The following is a 10,765-nucleotide window of genomic DNA, read 5'->3' as shown; positions in this document are numbered from 1 at the left end:
TTTTTGCTGAAATATAAGTTGCATCCAGAACCATCATCTTTCAACTTTTTCTTTTCCTATGGGATGGCTGTGATTTTCCACGATAAAATAAATTCTTTTACGGAGTTAAAAACAGAATCATCCAAATCTGGATACTTTTCAAGAACATTATTTACCCATTCTGGCCCGTGCCCACTTGCAGATTTTACAAAACACTCCAATTCTCCACAGGGAACAATAAAAATATTAATTTTTTCAAGTTCAGACAATATTGTTGATAACGCCTCATACGCCTGCCCGCGAGGGACTCCTGCTATTCCAGCATGTTTTATTCCATCCCACCGGCTCTTTGGTACTGCAATTTTTTGAATTTTTTTCAATTTTTCTTTGGGAAGAGGATCATTGTCTTCACTTCCAATTTCCTCTCGAATTTTTTCAATGATTTGCTTTCCTGATAAATTACTAACATTTTCTATATTTGAAATGAGAATGCGATAACTACTTCGCAAGCTTTCCCAGTCTCCGCCTGATTCTTTCACCAGATCGCAAATTACACACTCCTCATTAAGAATATCAATATCGGGAATTACTTTAAATTCAATATTCAGCGATTTCAATGCAGCTACGACTTTTGCCATACGATGCTTGCCGCCACAATGAACAAATAGAGATTCTGGATAAGAATTATTCTTCTCTTTGAGGAAGGAATTAATGATTGAATAGAATCGACAATCCGCGTCACTCTCACATACAACTACGTTATTGTAGAACATCCCATCCATAATTTCTGAGTGTTTCAATAACGGATCACTCCATAATTCACGGATTTTTGCATTGTCTAAAACAGAAACATTATTATGATTTCCATTTCTAGTAATTCGAATGATTTTTACTCGCTCAGGGGCTTCTGCCAAAAGCCCTTTTATTAAATGCTGACTATGAGTTGATATGAAAGCTTGCTGGTTATTTGAAAGTGATTCTGCAATAATCCTTCCCATAATAACTGCTTGAGGTGGATGTAGAAATGCTTCTGGCTCATCCATTAAAAAAGTACGAAAATGATCCACCGATAAATACAATAAAATACCGGAAAAACTTCGCATCCCGTCACCTTGGTCATGCAAAACAGGATATTGTTCAAGTTGTTGAGCATACTTTTCAACGAAGTCTTGGGCATCATCTGCAGAAATTTCGTTCATCTCTGGAATTTCTCCCAAACACAAAGGAATTGTTTTTCCATGTTGTGTATTGGGAAAGATTGAGCAATTAAAGGCTTTCGCAAAATACGCAGTAATTTTTTTTCGAAATGAAGCATTACGGGAAATTACGTGAATAGGATGCGTCGGTGGAGTTGTTCTATCAATAATTTCCGGCGGGGTACAGACTGATAAGCGATTATCAGTTTTCAAAAAACATATAAAAACTTCTCTGAAGGCAGAGTAGCATTTTATATTTTGCAAAAAAGTCCTAAATAAACTCTCGCCTATAGAAAAATTTAAACCTAGATAAACATTGACGTTATTCTGACGTTTAAAGGTTGCTATGCTGCTCATATAAGATTTTAAGTCACTTTTAGCATCCTTAAACACGCTAATGTTATTTACTACTATCCCTTGAGAAAAATCTTTCGATATATTCCAAATATCTCGAAGACATTGACTTTTCCCTACATTGTTTGATCCGACAAACACAACAATATCATCCTGTTTGATGGGAATCGACACAGCATTGTTAAAAGTCAATTCGGAAATATAAACATCTGGATGTGAAACTTGATGTTGTTGTTTTTCATCTACTGCATCAAACATATTTTTTTCTTTCCTCGCTATCTTCGGGAATTGTGGAATCCTGCTCCTCGCTTTCATCCGGATCGCCGGAGGGGGCGAGGTCTTCTGGGGAGACTGCCTCCACGGCGATGTTCCGAACGTCAACTTTTCCTGTAACAACTGCGGCAATGAGCGCATTTTTATATTCAGTTAAAAGACTAATTTTTTCTCTTCCCTGTTGTATAATTAAGTTAATTTTTTCAGATTTATCAAGAATCGAGGCGAGAATCTTTTGTTGTTCTCTCAAAGAAGGCAATGGTAAACTGATTTCATTGAAATCATCGGTATAGAGACGCCAAAAACCTTCAACAATTCCTCTTACTCTTAATTGTAGTTCTCGGCGACAACTCTGTGATTTTAAAACAAGCTCAGAATATTGTGGTAATATTTTTGACTTGTATACTTGTAAAACAGTATAGTCAGGACTGACCACGCCTGACTGTTGAGCAAGAGAAAAAACTCCAAGATGAGCTTTTAACCTATTTAAAACAAGATCATCTTTGAGACACAGCTTTCCGCCGACATAAGTTTCCGATAATATACATCGTTCAGCAAGCTTTGAATCAGGAATTAAACCATGACGTTGACTCATGGAGAGATGAACCTCATTCCCCGTTTCTGAACGATTGTTCTTTTCCTTAAATAGATATCTACAGCGACAAGTTTTCCAGTGTTTCGGGATTGGGCCGAGCCAGTCGATACCGGAATCCTTCAGTTCTACGTCGGGATCCAGTCCGCGGGTCACGGCCTGATTGATGATCGCCTGTTTCTGTTCCTGCAAAAGCGCAATCTGCCTCTTCTTGGCACGGATCAATTTGTTGATCTTCGCCGTCATCGAATCCAGATAGCGGACGATCTGCGCCTGCTCGTCGGCGGGAGGCAAGGGTAAACTGTGTCTTCTCAAGGTCGAGTAATCAATATTTTGACCTTCTCTAATGCCAGTCACACAGGTTTGTAACAAAGCAATAAAATTGGGCGATTTCGCCAGGTACCTGAAATATCCGGAATCGATTAAACAAGAATCCGGAATCATAATAGTGTAAGCAGGGCTGATGATTCCTTGATAATAAGCGTATTCGATCCCACCTTGAAAGGAACGAAGACTGATTACAAAATCTCCCACGCGTACTAATTTTAAAAGATGAAGATCTTTTTGGGCTTCGACAGTTCTAGCCCCATAAAGACTTTTCGGTATTACACCATGGTTTTGAGTCGCAGCTAACAATGGCTCATCCGGGTATCCTTTCTCTGAGCGTTCCCGAAAAATGTATTTTATTTTTCGAGTAGTCCAGTGCCTCGGAATTTCCGGGAGCCAGGCGAGGCCGATCGGCTTGTATTCGGGATAGGGTTTCATCGCCCCCCTCCCAGAATCTCATCGAGCAGTCCGGCAGTCTCCTCCTCCAGTTTCCGCAGTTCCGCCGTGATCTCCTCCAGCGGGCGAAGCTGCAACGGCTTGTAGAAGTATTTCGTGAACGAAAGTTCGTAGCCGATCTCCGTCTTGCTCTCGTCAATCCACGCATCCGGCACAAACGGCAGCACCTCTTTCTCGAAAAAGGCCGGAATTCCTCCCTCATACCGGAACGGAACCCGCTCGGTATCCCGCAGCTCCGCGTCCGCTTCCCCCTCCACCGGTCTGGCACTCTCATCCTTCTCCGTGATGAAGGGGCGCAGTTTCTTCAACAGCCCCGCCTTGAGCCCGGTCGCCCGGGCAAACGCCGTCCAGTCATCCAGCGGCACATCCGCCGGCAGCGCGGCACGCGCCTTCTCCCACGCCGCCCGGTCGGCCGCCTTGAGCACCGTCTCCGGGATCTCCCGCTTCGGATCGATCCGGAGCCGCAGCGGACGCTCCACCGTAATCAGCCAGTACCCGAATTCGGAGTTGTCGAACACCTTGCTGTGTTCCGACTCCTCCATCGTTAGAAACATCTCCGCAATGCGGCGGCGGTTCTCTTCGGAAAATTCACAGTTCTTCTTCCCGAGATTCTTCCGCAACGGCACCTTCAACTCCGTCGCGTCGATCAGCTGAATCCTCCCGCGCCGCTCCGGCGCTTTCCGGTTCGACAGAATCCAGATGAACGTCCCGATTCCCGTATTGTAAAAGGTGTTCTCCGGAAGCGCAATGATCGCCTCCACCAGATCGCGCTCAATCATGTAACGCCGCGCATTGCTCTCCCCCGAACCGGCATCCCCCGTGAAGAGCGACGAACCATTGTGAACTTCCGCAATCCGGCTGCCGAGTTCGGTGGTCTCCTTCATCTTGGCAATGTTGTTCAGCAGAAACAGCAGCTGCCCGTCGCTGCTGCGCGGAATCATCGCAAACTCCGCATCGTCGGCAAAATTCACCACGAAACGCGGATCAATGATCTCCGATTTGCCGCCGAGTTTCTCCGCGTCGGTCTTCCACGACTTCCCGTACGGCGGATTCGAGAGCATGAAGTCGAATCGATACGTCGGAAACCGGTCGTTGGAAAGCGTCGATCCGTAACCGATGTGTTCCGACTCCTCACCCTCTCCGGAGATCAGCATGTCCGACTTGGTGATGGCGTAAGTCTCCGGGTTGACCTCCTGCCCGAAGAGGTGAATCGACACGGTCTTGCCGTTCTGGGCTGCCAGCTCGTTCAACCGCTTCTGCGCAACCGTCAGCATGCCGCCGGTGCCGCTCGCCCCGTCGTAACAGGAGTAGGTGGCGTCCTTGATCTGGTCCGCAATCGGCAGAAACACGAGATCGGCCATGAGTTCAATCACGTCACGCGGGGTGAAGTGTTCCCCCGCCTCCTCGTTGTTCTCTTCGTTGAAACGGCGGATCAACTCCTCGAAAATCGTCCCCATCGTGTGGTTGTCGAGTCCCGGCAGCCGCACGTTGCCCCAGTCGTCCAGAACCGGTTCCGGACTGAGATTCACAGTGGGGGCCACGAACTTCTCGATCACCGCACCGAGAATCCCGGCCTCGGTCATGGTGTCGATCTGGTTGCGGAACTTGAACTTATCCAGAATCTCCTGCACGTTGGGGGAAAATCCATCAAGATAAGCGATGAAATCCGCTTTCAACTGCTGGGACTTCGCCCGGGAGGTCAGGTCTTTGAGCATGAAAGGCGAGCTGTTGCAGAACGACTGCCCGGCCACCTTGCAGAGCGCGGGAGTCTGATTGGCGAACTTCGCCGCGTCAAGTTTCGCCTTCATCGCCAGAACGTCCGGCTTGCTTTTTTCCAGCACCGCGTCCAGCCGCCGAATTACCGTCATCGGCAGAATCACATCGCGGTATTTGCCGCGCACATAAACGTCCCGGAGACAGTCATCCGCGATGCCCCAGATAAAACTTACGATAGAGTTGAATTGCAGTTGATCCATTTTCGCCGTTCTCTGCCCGTTTCCCGAACCCGGATAAAGCGACGGAGGGCTGAAGCATCACCGCTCCCTTTGCGTCGCTCAAATCGTCCTCCTCCGGAAAATTCTGTTGTTTCTGTATCTTCTTCACTAAAATAGCATTTTATGAACTTTTTTTCAATGAATTTCTCCGGTCCGGAGGCTTTTTTACCGGCATGAATCGCCGAAAAGTCAATTATGAAACCATGCAGAGCCCAGGAGTGTTTCCCCTGGACATTGTTCGGGAAATATGATTTGCAGGGCTGACCATCAAGTCCACTACCGGTTTCGCAGCCGGTAGTGGACTTGTCTTTATTCTCCGAAACAGACTTGAGATGGGGTATCGCTTGTGGTCGTTTACGGAATTTTTTCACAACCTCTGGAAGAAATCAAATTCGACGCTTGCAATTAGTGACGGGGAGGATATAGTATTTTCGAGTTTAAATAAGCTGTTCTATTTAAGTACGAGATACAATGATGCGTTTGACTCCACATACTTATCGACGATTGGCATTTCTGGCAAGTTGGAGTATTATTCCTGAAATTAGTGATTCTTGTGCCGCCATAGTAAAGATAAAAAACGCAATTGAACAAAAGACCTCAGTCTGTGAATATGAAAAAAATATTTTAGAGAAGCTTGATGAAATTTATAGTGAACTTGATCAGTTATTTTTCGATTACCCAGACAGGTACGTTGAGAAGAAAAGAGCGCGGGGCGAATCATTATTGCCTGGTATAAAAAAATTCTTTGCGGAACTTCCAGAAGAAGTCAAATTATCTGAAAAAACGAAGTGTCTTTTTACAACTCCTTATGATATTGCTCTTTTCTACGAACGCTTTCGACCGGTTCACCAGATTTTGACAATCATCAATGTTCTCAGACAGCCCAATGTACCTTCATTGTTCCGTACTGAAATTTTGTACTCGCTAATCAACTACTGTGCTGCACCGACAAGAAGTTTCTCGACGGATTTCCTTTATGATTTGGGAGTATTTTCCTCACTTCTGCTGCAAGTTGATCTATCACACTTTTCTTTCAGCTTTTCCGACGATGAAACAGACGAAAAGGAAGCTCAAGAAGAAGCTCAAAAAAAAGCTGCATTCAGAGACAGCTATATTGAATTTTATCATGAATTGAACAAATTCGATCAACTGCTTACTCCAAATAAAGATGAATTAAAACGTCGTAAGCGTATTCAGCTGTCGCATAATAAAAGAAATCAAAACCGTCAGAAGGAAATCAAAAAACTGATTAGTGAAATTAATAATTCGGTAAACGCTAAAAAAAACGGCATGAGTAAAAAAGATGCCTGTATTTCCTACTTCAAGTCCAACGAAGAATACTTGAAGAATTTGCGAATTACCAGTTATCGAACTCTTCAAAATTTATGTTCACGTTCGAGTCGTACTGAAAAGAAGCTCTCTATCCGTGACCAGCAAAATGCAATAGATGTCTATGTCGCGTTAGATGAACCTCAGTTGCTGAAAAAACTGGCAAATGAATCTAAAATTTCCGTTTAGACTCTCGCTGGAGCCTAACAATCTTTGCCTCTGATTTATCATTAACTCACTGTTTATTTCTTTGCTGGTATTTTCTCCCATACAATCACTTTTCTCGGCTTCCCCATGCAATTATTGGGGACGGGTATGATCATACGATTCTTTTCGTTGAGGATATGAGGTTGTCAACCTCAATTACTCCAGATACAATACTTCTCTCCGAAAAATCGAGCCATTGCCAGAACATAGAATTTCTATTATCTGAATAATCACAACATATTAATGCGTGATTATTTATTGTAACATATTTAGTAATATGCACTTGCATAATTAAAATATCAATATATATTATCCGTAGAAAAGCTCCGTTAACCAGAAAGGAGAATGCTATGGAGAACACAGTGATAGAGTTGATCGCCCGCACGATTGACGTTCCACCGAAGGAATTAGTTGAATGGCTGGAAAGCCGGCAAAAGGTAGAGCTCCAAGAGAAGCCTCCGCTAAGTCCGTGGTTGTCACGAAAGGCTGCGGCAGAATACGCCTCGGTAAGCACCGACACCATCGACAACTGGTGTGCCTCAGGGTTGATCGAAAAAAGTAAGCTCAATGACAGTCGCCCCGGCGCGGTATTAATTTCAAGAGCTAGCCTTGAGAAATTTCTGCGCAGCCGAGTCGTTCGGAAGAAACGCATCCGTCGAGATTATGCACCATCAGTCAGAGGAGGTTACCGTGCCAAGTGAAGAAAATCTTGAAAAGAGGCTGGAAGCTATTCAGAAATCTGTCATTCCCGTCGTCCGCCTGCTGGCCGGACGGCTGGGATGGTGGTTTGATGAGCAAGAAATTATCCGTATCGGGTTGTCTCCATTTCCCCTGCCACTGCCGGAGGAGATTATCGGGCAGCTGTGCGGAGAGGTGTGCCAAGCATACTCAGGCTTGTCGCAGGAGCTTACCAGGCAGAATCTAGTCTGCCGTGTTCTAAGGTTGATTCCGATGAAACATTTTCTGCTCGAACGCGAATTGATGCAATGTGCCGAATATTGCGTTCCCTTTTATGGAGATGACATGCGCCCGGGAACCGCCCTGAAGTCGTTGGAAAACAGTCATAATCTGCCCTGTTATCAGGAGCCATTTCTGGTTATACTGAGCATTGAAGTCCTCGCCCGCCTCGTTCGGGGAAGGTGGAAACTGCGAGATGAACTGCTTCCGATACTGCAAATCATTTTGAACAACACGTGGAATCCTGGTCATGAAATTCAAGAATATATCGGTCATCGAAAGGCCATTTCAACCAAAAAACAAGAGGAGTAAATCATGTTGGTCCAGACATCCCATACTCAAATATTGGCTCCTGTAAGCTACAATATTACCAATCTTTCTCCACGAAGGAGTGACAAAATATCAGAAAATGATTTTTTCATTGTCGCACTGGAAGATGCAGAACAAGTGATCACATGTTCCCAGGCGGACCAGGCTCTTTGTGATGAGGCAGAAAACGGGAGACTTCATGGAGAAGGTTCTTTGCTGTGGGAGTATTCCGGCTTCTGTTGGGTATCGCAGGGCGGGTGTTTCCGGCTTCATCTGCCGGTGGGAAACAGCTTTATTTTCCAATCAAAGCTCATTGGTGATATTAACCGTCTTGCTCTTGGAGAACCGCAGATTGATTATCTTCAACCAGATGGAAGACTGGCCCCCGCCAACGAGCTTCCTCTCTGGTGCACGTTGTTCCAGTACTTGAGGATGGCGATCTTGAACGCCGCCGCAGTGAATCCATATCCGCAATACTTGGGAGGAGTGAAACCGGCGGAGCTTGAGCGGGCCCGAACTTTGTGTAAAAAATTTCAACTTGGTGGAAGCTGGCAGGGACGTAACCGTATAAGCAACGGCAGCTTCTGGCATGAGGACAAAACCCTATTGTTCAAGGAAGAGCCTGCGTGGTTTATGGAGAACGTATACGATGCTGATGGAGTACAAAGAGCTCTGTATGAATGGAAAGTATTTGATAATGGTCGTGCCATCGTTTTGCCTGTTACGTTCTTAAGAAGGAATGGATTTCTGGGGTTGCGACGGGGGTTCTGGTTATCCGAAGATGCCCTCTTTCCAATCCGCCGAGGACTGGGAAGCTCCGGAACAGTCCATGTAACATTGTCTCTGCCGCTCAAGGGGCTGATCTGTGATGATCTATGGCTCTGTTATCCCGGAGGTGCCGCTGCGGTGGAAATCTGCGATCTGGATCCGCTGCTGAATCAGACTGTTGATATTACCATACTGAATAAGCAGGGAAAAAGCGGTTGGGAGTTCGCGATGCGATTTGCTGCCCGACTTCGACGGGAAAACATTCCGTTTTCATTGACACTGCTGTGTGGATGTGAGTGTATAAAGTTGTCTATGGGGGAGTTTCGCCACCATCTTGCCCAGTGGCAATTACAAATCCCACCGGAACTGTCAAGCGAGTATCGGGGAGACCTGACCGAGTGGATGATGAGCTCTCCTGAAATGCTCATTCCCGGTACGTTGAACACAGATGAAGTTGTCCATCTCGCCGGAGCGCTTGCACCGGAAATCATTCTTCATCTAGCCGCAGCGTTGAGAAACGGCTGTTGGAATGGACACTGGAACGCGGTCAGCGCCCATATGCAGATCGTTGTTTTCGCAGACAAATATAACCTGACCCGTTGTCGAAATCAAGGCATCTGGGATCCGAATCTCTCATGGCAAACCGGCAACCTCGCCCAGGATGAGTTGGAGCGTGCAAGTGCCAAAGCCTCAATCGTTATTCTTGCTTCAACAGAGATAACGAGGGATTCCCGGAGGTGCGAAGGCGTAATCAAATATTGTGTGGATCATGGGATCGGTGTCATTGTGCTCTCGGAAGCAGGCGGCAGCAATTCCTTCCTGCAGCGAGTGGCGACAAAGACATATTTTTTTCAAATACGGCATTCGTGCGGGAAAAAGGTTTTTTATCTGGTCAACCGGACGGAAAAATTTGGCCTTCGCTTTTCCATTGATCCGACAGGGACTCTTTCCGCAGTGGTCAAGTTAAGTGATAAGGAAATTGCAAATGTGCAACCGGATCTGCAGAAGGAGCTCCCGGAGAACGGCGTTGAGGATTTTCAGCGAACACTGGCAAACGATCTGCGACAAGCCGATTCCGGGGAACAAAACGAATTGTTGAAACCCTATTTCCAATCCGGGATCTAAGTCAACATTTTCCGCCACCATTCTATGAGAAGAAAATCGTAACTCCGGCGAGGTGTCACTGCGTGTTTTCATTTCAGAAGAGGTAGGATTTATGATAATACACTCATAAAGATGTTACACTCATCAAATGAAAATATTGATCAGAAGAACATTCAAACAAATCAGAGAAAGAAAGGGAATCTGAGTATGCCAAGAAAGAAAACTTTTGTTGATAATCAATTTGAAGGACATCCCCTCTGTAATGTTCCACGTGAATTCTCATATAACTACATCAGGACGATTGTCGATCTGGTGAGTACGATGACGGAGAGACATTCCAAGGTACTTGTGGCAAGATTTGATCTGCGTTATCCGCAGGGATATGAAGCGGATGGTACCAACCGTGACTTTTCTGCTGCCATGCAGGCGGTTTGTCGAGATTTCAGTCAAAAGAAATATGATCCGCAATATGTTGCCAGAAGAGAACAGCAGAGCAGTTGCAATCCGCACTATCATGTAGGGCTTGTCCTCAATGGAAATAAAAAACGTTCCATCCCCGACCTGCGATCCACACTTGAAAAACATTGGGCGGAACAGTTGCAGATTCCACTATCGGAAGTACAGGAAAAAGCTCTGGTTTATCCCTGCAACAGAGCGCCGGATGGTTCTCACCGTTCCAACGGCCGGATGATCAATCGCAACAGTCTGGACGTCTGGGAGCAGAAGAAGGAAACGATCCGGCAACTTTCCTATCTTGGAAAGGTCGATGAAAACGATGTGACCGATTCATCCATCAGGAAGTTCTTCGCTTCTCAGTTTTACAAAGACTACAACCGAACCATGACCTTGAAACGCTACTGGGCGGAACGCAGAGCCAATGCCTCGTCCGGTAGTTTCATTGGCTCAATGTAAAATCAAAT

General features: G+C 45.7%; 9 protein-coding genes. 5 read left to right on the top strand and 4 right to left on the bottom strand.

Features of this window, described 5'->3' with window-relative positions:
- Positions 1 to 56 precede the first annotated feature (56 nt).
- Genes Q0J85_RS02085 through Q0J85_RS02070 form a run of 4 tightly spaced genes read right to left on the bottom strand, consistent with a single transcriptional unit; the run spans position 57 to position 5,542 of the window.
- Positions 57 to 1,787, bottom strand: coding sequence for an ATP-dependent endonuclease (locus Q0J85_RS02085; RefSeq protein ID WP_294477788.1), 1,731 nt, complete (start codon positions 1,785 to 1,787; stop codon positions 57 to 59).
- On the bottom strand, positions 1,780 to 3,159 hold the full coding sequence (locus tag Q0J85_RS02080; RefSeq protein ID WP_294477786.1) for a restriction endonuclease subunit S: 1,380 nt from the start codon (positions 3,157 to 3,159) through the stop codon (positions 1,780 to 1,782). The genes Q0J85_RS02085 and Q0J85_RS02080 overlap by 8 nt, the downstream gene beginning before the upstream one ends.
- Positions 3,156 to 5,153 (bottom strand): class I SAM-dependent DNA methyltransferase, encoded by a 1,998-nt coding sequence (locus tag Q0J85_RS02075; RefSeq protein ID WP_294477785.1) that lies wholly within the window; start codon positions 5,151 to 5,153, stop codon positions 3,156 to 3,158. The genes Q0J85_RS02080 and Q0J85_RS02075 overlap by 4 nt, the downstream gene beginning before the upstream one ends.
- Complete coding sequence (locus Q0J85_RS02070; protein ID WP_294477783.1) at positions 5,123 to 5,542, bottom strand: hypothetical protein; 420 nt, start codon at positions 5,540 to 5,542, stop codon at positions 5,123 to 5,125. The genes Q0J85_RS02075 and Q0J85_RS02070 overlap by 31 nt, the downstream gene beginning before the upstream one ends.
- 100 nt (positions 5,543 to 5,642) lie before the next feature.
- Between Q0J85_RS02070 and Q0J85_RS02065 the strand changes: the two genes are divergently transcribed.
- From Q0J85_RS02065 to Q0J85_RS02045, 5 genes are all read left to right on the top strand, one after another.
- Positions 5,643 to 6,689 carry a hypothetical protein gene (locus tag Q0J85_RS02065; protein ID WP_294477781.1) on the top strand — a complete coding sequence of 349 codons (1,047 nt, stop codon included), beginning with the start codon at positions 5,643 to 5,645 and terminating at the stop codon, positions 6,687 to 6,689.
- A gap of 368 nt (positions 6,690 to 7,057) precedes the next feature.
- Positions 7,058 to 7,408 carry a helix-turn-helix domain-containing protein gene (locus tag Q0J85_RS02060; protein WP_294477778.1) on the top strand — a complete coding sequence of 117 codons (351 nt, stop codon included), beginning with the start codon at positions 7,058 to 7,060 and terminating at the stop codon, positions 7,406 to 7,408.
- On the top strand, positions 7,398 to 7,976 hold the full coding sequence (locus Q0J85_RS02055) for a hypothetical protein (protein WP_294477777.1): 579 nt from the start codon (positions 7,398 to 7,400) through the stop codon (positions 7,974 to 7,976). The genes Q0J85_RS02060 and Q0J85_RS02055 overlap by 11 nt, the downstream gene beginning before the upstream one ends.
- A gap of 3 nt (positions 7,977 to 7,979) precedes the next feature.
- The gene (locus Q0J85_RS02050) at positions 7,980 to 9,866 is read left to right on the top strand and encodes a hypothetical protein (protein ID WP_294477774.1); all 1,887 of its coding nucleotides are present in this window, start codon (positions 7,980 to 7,982) and stop codon (positions 9,864 to 9,866) included.
- 186 nt (positions 9,867 to 10,052) lie between these two features.
- On the top strand, positions 10,053 to 10,757 hold the full coding sequence (locus Q0J85_RS02045) for an inovirus-type Gp2 protein (protein ID WP_294477772.1): 705 nt from the start codon (positions 10,053 to 10,055) through the stop codon (positions 10,755 to 10,757).
- Positions 10,758 to 10,765: the final 8 nt, after the last annotated feature.

This window comes from uncultured Victivallis sp., from assembly GCA_944389935.1.
In the GTDB taxonomy this organism is placed as follows: Bacteria; Verrucomicrobiota; Lentisphaeria; order Victivallales; family Victivallaceae; genus Victivallis.
Note: the sequence above shows the minus strand (reverse complement) of the source record. Positions and strands in the feature narration are given on the sequence as shown.

Bases quoted from the DNA above. Each gene is read 5' to 3' on its own strand.
- Q0J85_RS02060 (WP_294477778.1), top strand. From the start codon at position 7,058: ATGGAGAACACAGTGATAGAGTTGATCGCCCGCACGATTGACGTTCCA.
- Q0J85_RS02045 (WP_294477772.1), top strand. From the start codon at position 10,053: ATGCCAAGAAAGAAAACTTTTGTTGATAATCAATTTGAAGGACATCCC.
- Q0J85_RS02065 (WP_294477781.1), top strand. From the start codon at position 5,643: ATGATGCGTTTGACTCCACATACTTATCGACGATTGGCATTTCTGGCA.
- Q0J85_RS02050 (WP_294477774.1), top strand. From the start codon at position 7,980: ATGTTGGTCCAGACATCCCATACTCAAATATTGGCTCCTGTAAGCTAC.
- Q0J85_RS02075 (WP_294477785.1), bottom strand. From the start codon at position 5,153: ATGGATCAACTGCAATTCAACTCTATCGTAAGTTTTATCTGGGGCATC.
- Q0J85_RS02085 (WP_294477788.1), bottom strand. From the start codon at position 1,787: ATGTTTGATGCAGTAGATGAAAAACAACAACATCAAGTTTCACATCCA.
- Q0J85_RS02080 (WP_294477786.1), bottom strand. From the start codon at position 3,159: ATGAAACCCTATCCCGAATACAAGCCGATCGGCCTCGCCTGGCTCCCG.